The sequence below is a fragment of the Acidocella sp. KAb 2-4 genome (assembly GCF_020567705.1).
In the GTDB taxonomy this organism is placed as follows: domain Bacteria; phylum Pseudomonadota; class Alphaproteobacteria; order Acetobacterales; family Acetobacteraceae; genus Acidocella.
Window position 1 is genome coordinate 79815 of record NZ_JAJDJU010000002.1, and the last position, 16501, is coordinate 96315.

15 protein-coding genes are annotated in these 16501 nt (G+C 64.0%); all 15 read left to right on the forward strand.

All coding sequences use genetic code 11. The features are described from left to right. The 15 genes from rplA to rplV all read left to right on the forward strand — a co-directional run bounded on the left by rplA (window position 1) and on the right by rplV (window position 16501). Window positions 1–690 carry a 50S ribosomal protein L1 gene (rplA, locus tag LI953_RS01990; RefSeq protein ID WP_227074308.1) on the forward strand — a complete coding sequence of 230 codons (690 nt, stop codon included), beginning with the start codon at window positions 1–3 and terminating at the stop codon, window positions 688–690. A 271-nt stretch (window positions 691–961) separates the two neighbouring features. Then, window positions 962–1486 carry a 50S ribosomal protein L10 gene (rplJ, locus tag LI953_RS01995; protein ID WP_227074551.1) on the forward strand — a complete coding sequence of 175 codons (525 nt, stop codon included), beginning with the start codon at window positions 962–964 and terminating at the stop codon, window positions 1484–1486. Between the two features lie 97 nt (window positions 1487–1583). Next, complete coding sequence (gene rplL, locus LI953_RS02000; protein ID WP_227074309.1) at window positions 1584–1967, forward strand: 50S ribosomal protein L7/L12; 384 nt, start codon at window positions 1584–1586, stop codon at window positions 1965–1967. A gap of 130 nt (window positions 1968–2097) precedes the next feature. After that, on the forward strand, window positions 2098–6285 hold the full coding sequence (gene rpoB / locus LI953_RS02005; protein ID WP_227074310.1) for a DNA-directed RNA polymerase subunit beta: 4188 nt from the start codon (window positions 2098–2100) through the stop codon (window positions 6283–6285). Window positions 6286–6342: 57 nt separating this feature from the next. Beyond that, window positions 6343–10503: a DNA-directed RNA polymerase subunit beta' gene (rpoC, locus tag LI953_RS02010; RefSeq protein ID WP_227074311.1), complete on the forward strand. Its 4161-nt coding sequence runs from the start codon at window positions 6343–6345 to the stop codon at window positions 10501–10503. A gap of 363 nt (window positions 10504–10866) precedes the next feature. Then, complete coding sequence (gene rpsL / locus LI953_RS02015; RefSeq protein ID WP_183265836.1) at window positions 10867–11238, forward strand: 30S ribosomal protein S12; 372 nt, start codon at window positions 10867–10869, stop codon at window positions 11236–11238. 12 nt (window positions 11239–11250) lie between these two features. Beyond that, the gene (gene rpsG / locus LI953_RS02020) at window positions 11251–11727 is read left to right on the forward strand and encodes a 30S ribosomal protein S7 (RefSeq protein ID WP_183265837.1); all 477 of its coding nucleotides are present in this window, start codon (window positions 11251–11253) and stop codon (window positions 11725–11727) included. 45 nt (window positions 11728–11772) lie between these two features. Continuing rightward, the gene (gene tuf, locus LI953_RS02025) at window positions 11773–12960 is read left to right on the forward strand and encodes an elongation factor Tu (RefSeq protein WP_227074313.1); all 1188 of its coding nucleotides are present in this window, start codon (window positions 11773–11775) and stop codon (window positions 12958–12960) included. A 39-nt stretch (window positions 12961–12999) separates the two neighbouring features. Then, window positions 13000–13308 carry a 30S ribosomal protein S10 gene (gene rpsJ / locus LI953_RS02030; RefSeq protein WP_008494541.1) on the forward strand — a complete coding sequence of 103 codons (309 nt, stop codon included), beginning with the start codon at window positions 13000–13002 and terminating at the stop codon, window positions 13306–13308. 20 nt (window positions 13309–13328) lie between these two features. Next, window positions 13329–14003 carry a 50S ribosomal protein L3 gene (gene rplC / locus LI953_RS02035; protein ID WP_227074315.1) on the forward strand — a complete coding sequence of 225 codons (675 nt, stop codon included), beginning with the start codon at window positions 13329–13331 and terminating at the stop codon, window positions 14001–14003. Window positions 14004–14007: 4 nt separating this feature from the next. Continuing rightward, window positions 14008–14622 carry a 50S ribosomal protein L4 gene (rplD, locus tag LI953_RS02040; RefSeq protein ID WP_227074316.1) on the forward strand — a complete coding sequence of 205 codons (615 nt, stop codon included), beginning with the start codon at window positions 14008–14010 and terminating at the stop codon, window positions 14620–14622. Further along, window positions 14619–14930 (forward strand): 50S ribosomal protein L23, encoded by a 312-nt coding sequence (locus LI953_RS02045; protein ID WP_227074317.1) that lies wholly within the window; start codon window positions 14619–14621, stop codon window positions 14928–14930. Before rplD ends, LI953_RS02045 begins: the two co-directional genes overlap by 4 nt. Window positions 14931–14940: 10 nt before the next feature. Further along, a complete protein-coding gene (rplB, locus tag LI953_RS02050) occupies window positions 14941–15774 on the forward strand; it encodes a 50S ribosomal protein L2 (protein WP_227074318.1) in 834 nt (277 codons plus the stop codon). 3 nt (window positions 15775–15777) lie between these two features. Next, window positions 15778–16056, forward strand: coding sequence for a 30S ribosomal protein S19 (gene rpsS, locus LI953_RS02055; RefSeq protein ID WP_227074319.1), 279 nt, complete (start codon window positions 15778–15780; stop codon window positions 16054–16056). A 1-nt stretch (window position 16057) separates the two neighbouring features. Further along, the gene (gene rplV / locus LI953_RS02060) at window positions 16058–16501 is read left to right on the forward strand and encodes a 50S ribosomal protein L22 (protein WP_227074320.1); all 444 of its coding nucleotides are present in this window, start codon (window positions 16058–16060) and stop codon (window positions 16499–16501) included.

Consider the following 16501-nt stretch of genomic DNA (forward strand, 5'->3'; position numbering starts at 1 on the left):
ATGGCACATGATAAGCGTATGGCCGCCGCCCGCGCCACGGTTGAGCGCGCCAAACTGTATCCGCTGACCGAAGCCGTGGCTCTGGCCAAGGCGAACGCGAAGGCGAAGTTCGACGAGACCATCGAGATCGCCCTGAACCTGGGCATCGACCCCCGCCATGCCGACCAGATGGTCCGCGGCCTGATCTCTCTGCCGAATGGCACGGGCAAGGTGCTGCGCGTGGGCGTGTTCGCCCGCGGCGCCAAGGCTGAGGAGGCGCTGGCCGCCGGGGCTGATGTGGTGGGCGCTGACGATCTGGCCGAGAAGGTGCAGGCGGGCGACATCCAGTTCGACCGCTGCATCGCCACCCCGGATATGATGGGTCTGGTCGGTAAGCTCGGTAAGATCCTGGGCCCGCGCGGCCTGATGCCGAACCCGAAGCTCGGCACCGTGACCATGGATGTGAAGGGCGCGGTAACCGCCGCCAAGTCCGGCCAGGTTGAGTTCCGCGCCGAGAAGGCGGGTATCATCCATGCCGGTATCGGCAAGGCGAGCTTCGCCGATGATAAGCTGGTGGAGAACGCGAAGGCGCTGATCGACGCCGTGCAGAAGGCGAAGCCGACCGGCGCCAAGGGCACCTACCTGCAGAAGGTGGCGCTGTCCTCGACGATGGGCCCTGGCGTCCGCGTGGATGTCAGCACCGTCGCCTAAGTTGTTTTGACGAGATACGCGGCGCCCGCGAGGGCGTCGCGGGCAGGGGCGGGAAACCGCCCCGACCTGTCCGAGACCGTATGTACCGCGAGGTTTGATGGGGCTTGCCCCGCATCCGGTAGAGAGGTGCCAAAGACTTTCCGTAAGCGGTGGGGCTTTGGTGGTTCGACGATAAGGACAGGCGAAAAGATGCCCGGGATGGTCCCGGCATCTTCGGTAACCTGGCGGTGCGCGGGGCTATCCCGCATATCGCCGCAAGTTGGAGACGGATGTGGATCGCATAGAGAAGCGTGAATTCGTCGCCGAGCTGTCTTCGGTGTTTGCCGAGACCTCGATGGTGGTTGTGACCCAGAACAAGGGCATGACCGTCGCCGAAGTCACCGAGCTGCGCCGCAAGATGCGCGAGGCTGGCGCAAGCTTCAAGGTTGCGAAGAACCGTCTGGCCCTGCTTGCCCTCGATGGAACCCGGTTTGATGGCATTAGCCCGCTCCTGAAGGGGCCCACCGCGCTCGCCTGGTCGACTGACCCGGTGGCGGTGGCGAAGGCTGCTGTCGACTTCGCCAAGACCAATGACAAGTTTGTGCTGCTCGGTGGCTCCCTCGGGAGCCGGGTGCTGGACGCCAATGGCGTGAAGGCCCTTTCCGAGCTGCCGTCGCTCGACGCGCTGCGCGCCAAGCTGCTGGGGCTGCTCCAAGCCCCGGCGACGAAGGTGGCGGGCGTGCTGCAGGCGCCGGCGGGTCAACTTGCCCGGGTCTTTGCGGCGTATGCCGATTCCAAGAAGGGCGAGGCGGCCTGATAACGCTTCAGACCCTTGTCGCATGAAATCTGGCAAGGCCGCATGGTGCGCCTTGCCTTGAACCAACCGAAGTCTAGTTATACGAAAGAGTGTAGAAATGGCTGACCTGAACGCGCTCGTTGAAGAGCTGTCGAAGCTGACCGTGCTGGAGGCCGCTGAGCTCTCCAAGCTGCTCGAAGAGAAGTGGGGCGTTTCCGCCGCCGCTCCCGCCGCCGTGGCCGTTGCCATGCCGGCTGGTGGCGCCGCCCCGGCTGCCGCCGCCGAAGAGCAGACCGAGTTCACCGTGATCCTCGCCAATGCCGGCGACAAGAAGATCAACGTGATCAAGGAAATCCGCACCATCACCGGTCTGGGCCTGAAGGAGGCCAAGGATCTGGTCGAGGGCGCGCCGAAGACCGTCAAGGAGAACGCCACCAAGGATGAGGCGGCGGCGATCAAGAAGACTCTGGAAGAGCAGGGCGCGACTGTCGAAGTCAAGTAACCCTCTTCCCCGCCGGGCCGGTTTCGGCCTTGGCGTGCAGATGGCCTAAAGGGCAGGCGATCACCTCCGGGCGATCGCCTGCCACCCGTTTTTGTGTGACTGAGCTGGATTTTTTTTCGAGGGTGATGCGATGAACGCGATCAGTGGTGGTTTGGGTAAGGGGTCTTTCACCAACCGGAAGCGCATTCGTAAGAGCTTCGGCCGCATCCCCGAAGTCGCGCCGATGCCGAATTTGATCGACGTGCAGCGCGCCAGCTATGATTTCTTTTTGCAGATGCATACCAAGCCGGATGCGCGCTCGCATTCCGGGTTGCAGGAAGTTTTCAAATCGGTCTTCCCGATCGACGATTTCGCCGGCCGCGGCCGGCTTGAGTTCGTGCATTACGAGCTGGAAGAGCCGAAATACGATGTTGAGGAGTGCATTCAGCGCGGCATGACCTATGCCGCCCCGCTGAAGGTGATCCTGCGCCTGATCGTGTGGGATCTGGACGAGGATACCGGCGCGCGCTCCATCCGCGATATTAAAGAGCAGCCCGTTTACATGGGCGACATGCCGCTGATGACCGATAACGGCACCTTCGTCGTGAACGGCACCGAGCGCGTGATCGTCTCGCAGATGCACCGCAGCCCGGGCGTGTTCTTCGACCATGACCGCGGCAAGACCCATTCCTCGGGCAAATATCTGTTCACCGCCCGCGTGATCCCGTATCGCGGCTCCTGGCTCGATTTCGAGTTCGACGCCAAGGATCTCGTGTATGTGCGCATCGACCGCAAGCGCAAGCTGCCGGTGACGACGCTGCTCTACGCGCTACCGAGCCTGGCGACCGAGAAGCTGAGCGAGGCTCGCGCCGCCAAGGGCGAGCAGGTCGAGATTGGCGAGATCAAGGGCATGGACGCCGAGGAGATGCTGAATTTCTTCTACGGCCAGGTTGTGTACACCGCCCGCAACGGGCAGTGGGCGCGCCCGTTCGAGGCTGATGCGTTCCGCAATGTGAAGCTGATCGAGGATCTGGTCGATGCCGAGACCGGCGAGGTCGTGGCCAAGGCCGAGGAGAAGCTGACCGCGCGCGCGGTGCGCAAGATCGCCGAGAAGACCAAGAGCGTGCTGGTGGCACGCGGCGACTTGATCGGCCGCTATGTGGCCGAGGATCTGTATGACCCGGCGACGGGCGAAATCTTCGCCGAGGCGGGGGAGGAGCTGACCGAGCCGAAGCTGGCGCTGCTGGAGGATAAGGGGATCGACGCCCTGCCGACGCTGGCGATCGACCAGAATAACGGCCCGTGGATCCGCAACACCCTGGCCGCCGACAAGAATAATAACCGCGAGGATGCGCTGATCGACATCTATCGTGTCATGCGCCCCGGCGAGCCGCCGACCAGCGAGACCGCGGAAGCGCTGTTCAAGGGGCTGTTCTTCGACGCCGACCGCTACGACCTCTCGGCCGTGGGCCGCGTGAAGATGAACATGCGCCTGGGCATCGACGTGCCGGATACCGTGCGCGTGCTGCGCAAGGATGACATCCTGCGCACGATCAAGATCATGTGCGAGCTCAAGGACGGGCGCGGCGCCATCGACGACATCGACAATCTCGGCAATCGCCGCGTGCGCTCGGTGGGCGAGCTGATGGAGAACCAGTACCGCGTCGGCCTGCTGCGTATGGAGCGCGCGATTCGCGAGCGCATGGGCTCGGTCGATATCGACAGCGTGATGCCGCACGACCTGATCAACGCCAAGCCGGCGGCGGCGGCGGTGCGCGAGTTCTTCGGCTCGTCGCAGCTCTCGCAGTTCATGGACCAGACCAACCCGCTCTCCGAGGTCACGCATAAGCGCCGCCTCTCGGCCCTGGGGCCGGGCGGTCTGACCCGCGAGCGCGCCGGTTTCGAGGTGCGCGACGTGCACCCGACGCATTATGGCCGCATCTGCCCGATTGAGACGCCGGAAGGCCCGAATATCGGCCTGATCAACTCGCTGGCCACCTACGCCAAGGTGAACAAATACGGGTTCATCGAGACGCCGTACCAGATCGTCAAGGACGGCGTGGTGCAGCCCGATTACAAATATCTCTCCGCCATGGAGGAGGAGCGCCTGACGGTGGCGCAGGCCGACGCGGTCAAGGATGAGTCCGGCCGTCTGGCCACCGATCTCGTCTCCGTGCGCCGCAATGGCGACTTCCTCATGGTCAAGCCGGAGGAGGTGACGGCCATTGACGTGTCGCCCAAGCAGCTCGTCTCGGTGGCGGCGGCGCTCATCCCCTTCCTGGAGAATGACGACGCCAACCGCGCGCTGATGGGCTCGAACATGCAGCGTCAGGCGGTGCCGCTGGTGCAGTCCGACGCGCCGATCGTGGGCACCGGCATGGAAGCCGCCGTGGCGCGCGACTCGGGGGCGACCATCGTCGCCAAGCGGGCGGGCATCATCGACCAGATCGACGGTGCGCGCATCGTGGTGCGCGCCACCGCCGAGGATGGCGCGACCATGGGCGTCGATATCTACCGCCTGCGCAAATATATGCGCTCCAACCAGAGCACCTGCATCAACCAGCGGCCGCTGGTGAAGGTGGGCGACCGCGTGGCCGCGGGCGACATCATCGCCGACGGCCCGTCCACCGAGCTGGGCGATCTGGCGCTGGGCCGCAACGCGCTGTGCGCGTTCATGCCCTGGAATGGCTATAACTTCGAAGACTCCATCCTGATCTCCGAGCGTATCGCGCGCGATGACGTGTTCACCTCGATCCATATCGAGGAGTTCGAGGTCATGGCCCGCGACACCAAGCTGGGCCAGGAGGAAATCACCCGCGACATTCCGAACGTGGGCGAGGAGGCGCTGCGCAACCTCGACGAGGCGGGCATCGTGTATATCGGCGCCGAGGTGAACCCGGGCGATATTCTGGTCGGCAAGGTGACGCCGAAGGGCGAGAGCCCGATGACGCCGGAAGAGAAGCTGCTGCGCGCGATCTTCGGCGAGAAGGCCTCGGATGTGCGCGACACCTCGCTGCGCCTGCCGCCGGGCACCTCGGGCACCATCGTCGATGTGCGCGTGTTCAACCGCCGCGGCGTGGACAAGGATGAGCGCGCGTTGGCGATCGAGCGCGCCGAGATCGAGCGCCTGGCCAAGGACCGCGATGACGAGAAGGGCATCCAGGAGCGCGCCTTCCTGAACCGGCTGCGCGAGTCGCTGCTGGGTCAGGTCGCGGGTTCGGGCTTCAAGGGCATCAAGGCCGGCACGGTGCTGACCGAGGAGGTTCTGGCCGAGCATCCGCGCGGCGCGTGGCGCAATGTCGTGGTGCAGGACGACACCGTGATGGCGCATATCGAGACGCTGAAGCGCGAGTTTGACGCCGCGGTGAAGCGCTTGCAGGAGCGCTTTGAGAGCAAGGTCGAGAAGCTGCAGCGCGGCGACGAGCTGCTCCCCGGCGTGATGAAGATGGTCAAGGTGTTCGTGGCGGTGAAGCGCAAGCTGCAGCCGGGCGACAAGATGGCCGGCCGTCACGGCAACAAGGGTGTGGTCTCGCGCGTGGTGCCGGTGGAGGACATGCCGTTCCTTGAGGACGGGACCACGGTGGACCTAGTGCTGAACCCGCTGGGCGTGCCCTCGCGGATGAATGTCGGGCAGATCCTGGAGGTGCATCTGGGCTGGGCCTGCGCCAATCTCGGCAAGCAGATCCACCGCGCCATGGAGGAATACCGCCGCACCGGCGAGGCCAAGGAGGCGATGCTGGCGCAGCTCAAGGGCGCCTATGGCGAGGAGATCTTCAACGAGCAGATCGCACATCTGGACGATGAGGAGCTGTTCGAGCTGTGCAGCAACCTGAAGAAGGGCGTGCCCATCGCCACCCCGGTGTTCGACGGCGCGCGCATCCCGGATATCGAGGAGATGCTGGCGAAGGCGGGCATCGACGTGTCCGGCCAGTCCACCCTGATCGACGGGCGCACGGGCGAGCCGTTCGAGCGCAAGGTGACGGTGGGCTACATGTACATGCTCAAGCTGCACCACTTGGTCGATGACAAGATCCATGCCCGTTCGATCGGCCCGTATTCGCTCGTCACCCAGCAGCCGCTGGGCGGCAAGGCGCAGTTTGGCGGCCAGCGCTTCGGCGAGATGGAGGTGTGGGCGCTGGAAGCCTATGGCGCCGCCTATACGCTGCAGGAAATGCTGACGGTGAAGTCCGACGACGTGTCCGGCCGCACCAAGGTCTACGAGGCCATCGTGCGCGAGCAGGACAATTTCGAGGCCGGCATCCCTGAAAGCTTCAACGTGCTGCTGAAGGAACTGAAATCCCTCGGCTTGAACGTCGATCTGGAACAGGACGCCACCTAAACTTCATTTTGCCGGGCGCGAGCGCATGCTCCGCCTGGCTTTGCAAGGATGACGCAGATGAGTGACTTGATGAAGATTCTGGGCCAGCCGGGGCAGGCCACGTCTTTCGACAAGATGAAGATTCAGATCGCCTCGCCGGAGCAGATCCGTTCCTGGTCCTATGGTGAGATCAAGAAGCCGGAGACGATCAACTACCGCACCTTCAAGCCCGAGCGCGACGGCCTGTTCTGCGCCCGCATCTTCGGGCCGATCAAGGATTACGAGTGCTTGTGCGGCAAGTACAAGCGCATGAAGTTCCGCGGCATTATCTGCGAGAAATGTGGCGTTGAGGTGACGCTGGCCAAGGTGCGCCGCGAGCGCATGGGCCATATCGAGCTGGCCTCGCCGGTCGCGCATATCTGGTTCCTGAAGTCGCTGCCGAGCCGCATCGCGACGATGCTGGATATGACGCTCAAAGACGTCGAGAAGGTGCTGTATTTCGAGAGCTACATCGTGCTCGAGCCGGGCACGACGGATCTCAAGCTGTATCAGCTCATCTCCGAGGACGAGCTGTATAACAAGCAGGATGAGTTCGGTGAGGACGGCTTCCGGGCCGGCATCGGCGCCGAGGCGATCAAGGTGATCCTGAACAGCATCGACCTCGCCGAGGAGCGCGCGAGGATGCGCGCCGAGCTGAAGGAGACCACCAGCGAGACCAAGCGCAAGAAGCTGGTCAAGCGGCTGAAGCTGGTCGAGAACTTCCTCGAATCCGGCACCCGCCCGGACTGGATGGTGCTCGATGTGGTGCCGGTGATTCCGCCCGAGCTGCGCCCGCTGGTGCCGCTGGATGGCGGGCGCTTCGCCACCTCCGACCTCAACGACCTGTATCGCCGCGTGATCAACCGTAACAACCGCCTCAAGCGGCTGATGGAGCTGCGCGCGCCGGACATCATCGTGCGCAACGAGAAGCGCATGCTGCAGGAGTCGGTTGACGCGCTGTTCGATAATGGCCGCCGCGGCCGCGCCATTACCGGCACCAATAAGCGCCCGCTGAAGTCGCTCTCCGACATGCTGAAGGGCAAGCAGGGCCGCTTCCGCCAGAACCTGCTCGGCAAGCGCGTGGACTACTCGGGCCGTTCGGTCATCGTGGTGGGCCCGGAACTGAAGCTGCACCAGTGCGGCCTGCCGAAGAAGATGGCGCTGGAGCTGTTCAAGCCATTCATCTACGCCAAGCTGGAGAAATACGGCCTCGCCACCACCATCAAGGCGGCCAAGCGCATGGTGGAGAAGGAGCGGCCGGAGGTTTGGGATATCCTCGAGGAGGTGATCCGCGAGCATCCGGTGATGCTGAACCGCGCGCCGACGCTGCACCGCCTGGGTATCCAGGCCTTCGAGCCGGTGCTGATCGAGGGCAAGGCGATCCAGCTGCACCCGCTGGTCTGCACCGCCTTCAACGCGGATTTCGACGGCGACCAGATGGCGGTGCATGTGCCGCTCTCCATCGAGGCGCAGCTCGAAGCCCGCGTGCTGATGATGTCCACCAACAACATCCTCTCGCCCGCCAACGGCAAGCCGATCATCGTGCCCAGCCAGGACATCGTGCTCGGGCTCTACTACCTCTCGCTGGAGACGCCGGAATTCCTGGCGACCAAGGATGAGGAGGCGAAGGCCTTCGGCCATGTCGGCGAGATCGAGTTCGCGCTCACCGCGGGCGTCATCAAGCTGCATGACAAGATCCGCGCCCGCGTGAAGTCGGTCGACCATGACGGCAATGTGAAGACCTCGATCGTGGTGACCACGCCGGGGCGCATGCTGATCGGCCAGATCCTGCCGCTCGACCCGAACGTGCCGTTCGCGGTGGTCAACAAGATGCTGACCAAGAAGAACGTGCAGGATGTGATCGACCTCGTCTACCGTCATTGCGGGCAGAAGGAGGCGGTGATCTTCTGCGACCGGATGATGGGGCTGGGCTTCCGCCATGCGGCGAAGGCCGGCATCTCCTTCGGCAAGGATGATATGCGTATCCCCGCCTCCAAGGCCGAGCTGGTTGCCACGACCCAGGCCGAGGTGCGCGAGTATGAGCAGCAATACCAGGACGGTCTGATCACCGCCGGCGAGCGCTACAACAAGGTAGTGGACGCGTGGTCGCGCTGTAAGGACCTCGTGGCCGGGGCGATGATGAAGGAGATCTCCAAGCAGGAGTCCGGCAAGCCGACCAACTCCGTGTGGATGATGAGCCATTCCGGCGCGCGTGGTTCGGCGGCGCAGATGTCGCAGCTGGCCGGTATGCGCGGGCTGATGGCCAAGCCCTCGGGTGAGATCATCGAGCAGCCGATCATCGCCAACTTCAAGGAAGGCCTGACGGTTCTCGATTACTTCAACTCCACCCACGGCGCCCGCAAGGGTCTGGCCGACACCGCGCTGAAGACCGCGAACTCGGGCTACCTGACCCGCCGACTCGTCGATGTGGCGCAGGATTGCATCATCATCGAGGATGATTGCGGCACTGAGCGCGGGTTGAGCGTGAGCGCGGTGCGCGATGGCGGCGAGATCGTTTCCTCGCTGGCCGAACGCGTGCTGGGCCGCACCGCCGCCGCCGATGTGGTCGATTTGGCCACGGGCGAGGTGATTGTCGCCGCGAACGAGCTGATCGAGGAGGCGCAGGCCGAGCGCATCGAGAAGGCGGGCGTGGAGACGGTGAAGATCCGCTCCGTGCTGACCTGCGACACCAAGATCGCCGTCTGCGGTAAGTGCTATGGCCGCGACCTGGCGCGCGGCACCCCGGTGAACGTGGGCGAGGCCGTGGGCGTGATCGCGGCGCAGTCGATCGGCGAGCCTGGCACGCAGCTGACCATGCGCACCTTCCATATCGGCGGGGCGGCGCAGCGTGGTGCCGAGCAGTCCAACGTGGAAGCCAGCCATGACGGCACCATCGTCATCCGCAACCGCAACGTGGTGACCAACTCGCAGGGCGTGCCGGTGGTGATGAGCCGCAACTGCGAAATCATCATCTCCGACGCGGCCAAGCGCGAGCGCGCCCGCTTCCGCGTGCCTTATGGCGCGCGCCTGCTGGCGGATGAGGGCGCCGATGTCGCCCGTGGCCAGAAGCTGGCGGAGTGGGATCCGTACACCCTGCCGATCATCACCGAGCGCGCCGGCATCGTCGAATATGCCGACCTGATCGAGGGCATCACCCTGGTCGAGCGCGTGGACGAGGTGACGGGCCTGACCTCCAAGGTGGTGGTGGACTACAAGCAATCCGCCCGCGGCGCTGATCTGCGCCCGCGCCTGATCCTGAAGAACGAGAAGGGCGAGGTGCTGCGCCTCGCCAACGGCACCGAGGCCCGCTACTTCCTGGCGCCGGACTCGATTCTCTCGGTGGATAACGGCGCGACCGTGGCCGATGGCGACGTGCTGGCCCGCATCCCGCGCGAAGGCTCGAAGACCCGCGACATCACCGGTGGTCTGCCGCGCGTGGCGGAGCTGTTCGAGGCCCGCCGGCCGAAGGATCACGCGATCATCGCCGAGATCGACGGCCGCGTGGAATTCGGCAAGGATTACAAGGCGAAGCGCCGCGTGATCGTGAAGAACGACGAGACCAGCGAAGAGACCGAGTACCTGATCCCCAAGGGCAAGCACGTCTCCGTGCAGGAGGGTGACTATGTCCGCAAGGGCGACCCGCTGGTGGACGGGCCGCGCGTGCCGCACGACATCTTGCGCGTGCTGGGCGTCGAGGCGCTGTCCGACTACCTGGTCAACGAAATCCAAGACGTTTACCGTCTGCAGGGCGTGAAGATCAACGACAAGCATATTGAAGTGATCGTCCGCCAGATGCTGCAGAAGGTGGAGATCGTGGAGCCGGGCGATACGACCTTCCTGGTCGGCGAGCTGGTGGACCGCGTGGAGTTCGACCAGGAGAACGCCAAGCTGGCCGAGGATGAACGCCGCGCCGTGGCGCTGCCAGTGCTGCAGGGCATCACCAAGGCGTCGCTGCAGACGCAGAGCTTCATCTCCGCCGCCTCCTTCCAGGAGACGACTCGGGTGCTCACCGAGGCCGCCACGGCGGGCAAGGTGGACGCGCTCAGCGGCCTGAAGGAGAACGTGATCGTCGGCCGCCTGATCCCGGCGGGCACGGGCTCGGTGATGAAGCGCCTGCGCAGCATCGCCGCGGGGCGCGACCGCCAAGCTTTGGGCGGCAGCCGGCCGGCCATCGCCAAGCCGGAAATCGCCGCAGAATAAGGCGGACACTCTTAAAGATGCGAGTCGGAACGGCGTCCTTTCGGGACGCCGTTTTGATTCGGTGGATCTGCCATGAAGATTCCGCCGGTCTGCGATTTTCTGCCCTGCGGCAGCGGCAGAAACGCTTGACTTGCGGGTGGGTGGGTCCTAAGGAAAGCGCTCTCGCGGTGCCGGAGTCTTCGGGCGCGGGTCGTCTATACAATCTGGCGCGTGCGGCGCCGTCCGGAGAAGCTCTCCGAACCTAGGCCGCGTGCTGGAGGGACATTCCGTAAGGTGGGACACCGCCTTGCGGAGGTTTTTTTTATGGATGACCTGATGCTCAGGCAAAAGCGCCGCCGGGATACACACGAACCAGGATGAGATATGCCGACCATTAATCAGTTGATCGCCAAAGGCCGTGAGCCGGCGCCGAAGCGGAATAAGGTGCCTGCCCTTGAGGGCTGCCCCCAAAAGCGCGGCGTTTGCACCCGCGTCTACACGACCACGCCGAAGAAGCCGAACTCGGCGCTTCGTAAGGTCGCCAAGGTGCGTCTGACCAATGGCTTCGAGGTCGTGAGCTACATCCCCGGTGAAGGGCATAACCTGCAGGAGCACTCGGTGGTGCTGATCCGCGGCGGGCGCGTGAAAGACCTTCCCGGCGTTCGTTATCATATTCTGCGCGGCGTGCTGGATACGCAGGGCCTGCCGAAGCGCCGCAAGCGCCGCTCGCTCTACGGCGCGAAGCGTCCGAAGTAAGGGGAGATTGAGATGAGCCGTCGCCGTCGCGCGATCAAGCGTGAAGTTCTGCCGGACGCCAAGTTCGGCGATGTCGTGATCAGCCGTTTCATGAACGTGCTGATGCATGACGGCAAGAAGTCTGTGGCCGAGAGCATTGTCTACGGTGCGCTGGACGTGTTGAAGAAGCGTGGCGGGGCGAATGCCGACCCGGTGCGTCTGTTCCACGAAGCGCTGGACAATGTGAAGCCGGCCATCGAGGTTCGTTCCCGTCGCGTTGGCGGTGCGACCTATCAGGTGCCCGTCGAGGTTCGCGCCGAGCGCCGCCAGGCGCTTGCCATTCGCTGGATCATCGACTCCGCGCGCAAGCGTGGTGAGCACACGATGGAAGAGCGGCTTTCGAACGAGCTGCAGGATGCGGTGAACAACCGTGGCTCTGCGGTGAAGAAGCGCGAAGATACCCATCGTATGGCCGAAGCCAACAAGGCTTTCAGCCACTACCGGTGGTAATCGGACTCAACGTTACTGTTTTTAGCCTGCACACGGAGCAGTTAAATGGCCAAAGCTAAATTTGAGCGCACCAAGCCTCACGTCAATATCGGCACGATCGGTCACGTCGACCACGGCAAGACCTCGCTGACCGCCGCCATCACCAAGGTGCTGGCCGAGACTGGTGGCGCCACCTTCACCGCCTACGACCAGATCGACAAGGCGCCGGAAGAGCGCGCCCGCGGCATCACCATCTCCACCGCGCATGTGGAGTATGAGACCGCCAACCGCCACTACGCGCACGTCGACTGCCCCGGCCACGCCGACTACGTGAAGAACATGATCACCGGTGCCGCCCAGATGGACGGCGCGATCCTGGTTGTGTCCGCCGCTGACGGCCCGATGCCGCAGACCCGTGAGCACATCCTGCTCGCCCGCCAGGTCGGCGTGCCGGCTCTGGTCGTGTTCCTGAACAAGATGGACCTCGCCGACCCCGATCTGGTCGAGCTGGTCGAGATGGAAGTGCGCGAGCTGCTCTCCAACTACGGCTTCCCCGGTGATGACATCCCCATCATCAAGGGTTCCGCCGTGTGCGCGCTGAACGACACCAACCCGGAGATCGGCCGCGACGCCATCCTGAAGCTGATGGAAGCGGTGGACAACTACATTCCGCAGCCGGAGCGCGCCGTTGACAAGCCGTTCCTGATGCCGGTGGAAGACGTGTTCTCCATCTCCGGCCGCGGCACCGTGGCGACCGGCCGCGTGGAGCGTGGTATCGTCAAGGTTGGCGACGAAGTCGAGATCGTCGGCCTGCGTGCGACCACCAAGACCACCGTCACTGGCGTGGAAATGTTCCGCAAGCTGCTCGACCAGGGCCAGGCTGGCGACAACATCGGCGCCCTGCTGCGCGGCACCAAGCGTGAGGACATCGAGCGCGGCCAGGTTCTGGCGGCTCCGGGCTCCATCACCCCGCACACCAAGTTCTCTGGCCAGGCCTACATCCTGACCAAGGAAGAAGGTGGCCGTCACACCCCGTTCTTCACCAACTACCGCCCGCAGTTCTACTTCCGCACGACGGACGTGACCGGCGTGGTGACGCTGGCTGAGGGCACCGAGATGGTGATGCCGGGCGACAACGTGACCATCGACGTCGAGCTGATCGCTCCGATCGCCATGGACGAAGGTCTGCGTTTCGCTATCCGCGAGGGTGGCCGCACCGTCGGTTCGGGCGTCGTCGCCAAGATCGAGAAGTAAGACTACCGGCCCCCGTATTTGAGAAGAGCTTGAGTTAAGATGGACAATCAAAACATCCGTATCCGCCTGAAGGCGTATGACCATCGCGTGCTGGACAACAGCACCAAGGACATCGTCAACACGGCGAAGCGCACGGGCGCTCAGGTGCGGGGGCCGATTCCTTTGCCGACCCATATCGAGCGGTTCACCGTGAACCGTTCGCCGCATGTCGATAAGAAGAGCCGCGAGCAGTTCGAGATCCGGACGCATCGCCGCTTGCTGGATATCGTTGACCCGACCCCGCAGACCGTGGACGCGCTGATGAAGCTCGACCTGGCCGCCGGCGTCGAAGTCGAAATTAAGATCTGAGCTTAGGTGGTATTGGTATTATGCGTACCGGTGTGATCGCAAAAAAGTTGGGGATGACCCGGCTATTCAAGGAAGACGGCACGCATGTGCCGGTCACGGTGCTGCATCTCGACGAGGTGCGGGTTGTGGCGGCGCGGACGGTTGAAACCGACGGCTATTCCGCCGTGCAGCTCGGCATTGGCAAGGCCAAGCCGAAGAATGTGAGCAAGGCGCAGAAGGGCCACTTCGCCAAGGGCAAGGTGGAGCCGGCGCAGAAGCTGGTCGAGTTCCGCGTGGCTGACGATGCCGTGCTCGAGGCTGGTTCGATGGTGTCCGCCGCGCATTTCGCGGTCGGTCAGTTTGTCGACGTGGCCGGTGTCACCAAGGGCAAAGGCTTTGCCGGCCCGATGAAGCGCTGGAACTTCCGCGGTTTGGAAGCCTCGCACGGCGTCTCCATCAGCCACCGTTCGCATGGTTCGACCGGTAACCGCCAGGACCCCGGCAAGACCTTCAAGAACAAGAAGATGGCCGGCCATCTCGGCCAGGAGCGCGTGACCACCCTGAACCTGCAGGTGGCGGGTGTGGACGCGGAACGTAACCTTGTCCTCGTGCATGGCGCGGTTCCCGGTTCCAAGGGCGGCTACGTGCTGGTGCGCGATGCGATCAAGAAGGCGCGGCCGGCGGATGCCGCCTATCCCGCGGCGCTGAAGGGCTAATCCGATGAAGCTGGATGTTGTAGATTTTGATGCGAAGGCCGTGGGCAGCGCCGAGCTGCCGGACGAGATCTTCGCCGTCGCGCCCCGCGTGGACATCATCGCACGCGTGATCCACTGGCAGCTGGCAAAGCGCCGCGCCGGCACGCACAAGGTGAAGGGCATGGGCGAGGTTTCGGGCACCACCCGCAAGCCGTACAAGCAGAAGGGCACGGGTAATGCCCGTCAGGGCTCGCTGCGTGCGCCGCAGTTCCGTACCGGCGGCGTGGTGCATGGCCCGGTGGTGCGTGACCATGGCTATTCGCTGAACAAGAAGGTGCGCCGTCTAGGCCTGGTTTCCGCGCTGTCGCAGAAGGCGGCGGAGGGCAAGCTGGTGATCCTGGATGCCGTTGGCGGGGTCGAGAAGACCAAGGACGTGGCGTCCCGCGTGAAGAACTTTGGCTGGCGCTCGGCGTTGATCGTCGATGCCGCGGTGGAGGAGAAGTTCCTCCGCGCCAGCCGTAACGTGCGCGGCCTCGATGTGCTGCCCGTCATTGGTGCGAATGTCTATGACATCATGCAGCATGACGTGCTGGTGCTGACCAAGGCCGGCATCGAGGGGTTGAAGGAGCGCCTGGCATGAGCACCGTAAAGATTTCCCAGGAGCGTATGTACGAGATCGTGCGCGCTCCGCACATCACCGAGAAGGCGACCTTGCTCTCCGAAAAGAACCAGTTCGTGTTCAAGGTGGCGAGCGACGCGACGAAGCCTGAGATCAAGGCGGCGATCGAAGGTCTGTTCAAGGTTAAGGTTGCCGGCGTGAACACGCTGGTCACGAAGGGCAAGACCAAGCGCTTCCGTGGTCGTCCGGGTGTGCGTTCCGACGTCAAGAAGGCGTTCGTGACGCTCGCCGAGGGCGAGAGCATCGATTTCACCACCGGTCTGGCGTGAGGCGCGGATTATGGCATTGAAACATTTTAATCCGGTCACGGCGAGCCTCCGCGGCACCGTTCTGATCGACCGCAGCGAGCTGTGGAAGGGTAAGCCCGTCAAGGGTCTGACCGAGGGTAAGACCTCCACCGGCGGCCGCAACAACCATGGCCGCATCACCAGCCGTTTCCGCGGCGGTGGACACAAGCAGTCCTACCGTCTGGTGGACTTCAAGCGCCGCAAGTTCGATGTGCCGGCGACGGTCGAGCGTCTGGAATATGACCCGAACCGCACCGCCTTCATCGCGCTGGTCAAGTATGCCGATGGCGAGCTGGCCTATATTCTGGCCCCGCAGCGCCTGAAGGCTGGCGATCAGGTGATCGCTGGTGCGCGCGTGGACATCAAGCCCGGTAACGCGATGCCGCTCTCGGCTATCCCGGTGGGTACGATCATCCACAATATCGAGCTGAAGGCTGGTGCCGGCGGCAAGCTGGCCCGGTCTGCCGGGACCTTCGCGCAGCTGGTCGGCAAGGACCAGGGCTACGCGCAGATCAAGCTGATGTCCGGCGAGCTGCGCATGGTGCGCGCCGAGTGCATGGCGACCGTGGGCGCGGTGTCCAACGCCGACCACCAGAACGAGCAGATCGGTAAGGCTGGCCGTAATCGCTGGCTGGGCCGCAAGCCGCATAACCGCGGTGTGGTCATGAACCCGGTCGATCACCCGCATGGTGGTGGTGAAGGCCGTACCTCGGGTGGCCGTCATCCGGTTACGCCGTGGGGCAAGCCGACCAAGGGTTACAAGACGCGCAGCAACAAGCGCACGGACAATCTCATCATCCGCCGTGCGAAAGGCGGGAAGGGCTAATCGATGTCACGTTCTGTTTGGAAAGGTCCGTTCGTGGACGGATACCTCCTTGGCAAGGCGGAGGCGTCTCGCGCCTCCGGCCGCAACGAGATCATCAAGATCTGGTCCCGGCGCTCCACGATTCTCCCGCAATTCGTCGGTCTGACCTTCGGCGTTTACAACGGCCGGAAGTTCCTGCCGGTGCAGGTGAACGAGAACATGGTCGGCCACAAATTTGGTGAATTCTCGCCGACGCGCACCTTCCCGGGGCATGCGGCGGACAAGAAAGCGAAGCGGGGCTAAGATGAGCAAACCGAAAGCCGAGCGCGGCCTGGCCGACAATCAGGCGGAGGCCATTGCGCGCAACATTCGCGTGAGCCCGCGCAAGCTGAACCTGGTTGCCGGGTCCATCCGCAACCTGCCCGTGCAGCGTGCCCTGGCCGATCTCACCTTCTCCAAGCGCCGCATCGCCAAGCAGGTGAAGAAGGCTCTGGAGAGCGCGATCGCCAATGCCGAGAACAACCACCAGCTCGACGTGGACAAGCTGTTCGTGAAGCTGGCCGAGGTTGGCCGCGGCATCGTCATGCGCCGCTTCCATGCGCGTGGCCGTGGCCGTTCGGCCACCGTTGAGAAGTGGTTCAGCCATCTGAAGATCGTTGTTGAGGAGCGTGAGCCGGAGCAGAAGCCGGCGCGTGACGCGCGTCCGGGCTTTGGTAAGTCCGCGAAGTCTGCCGGGGAGGCTGCGTAA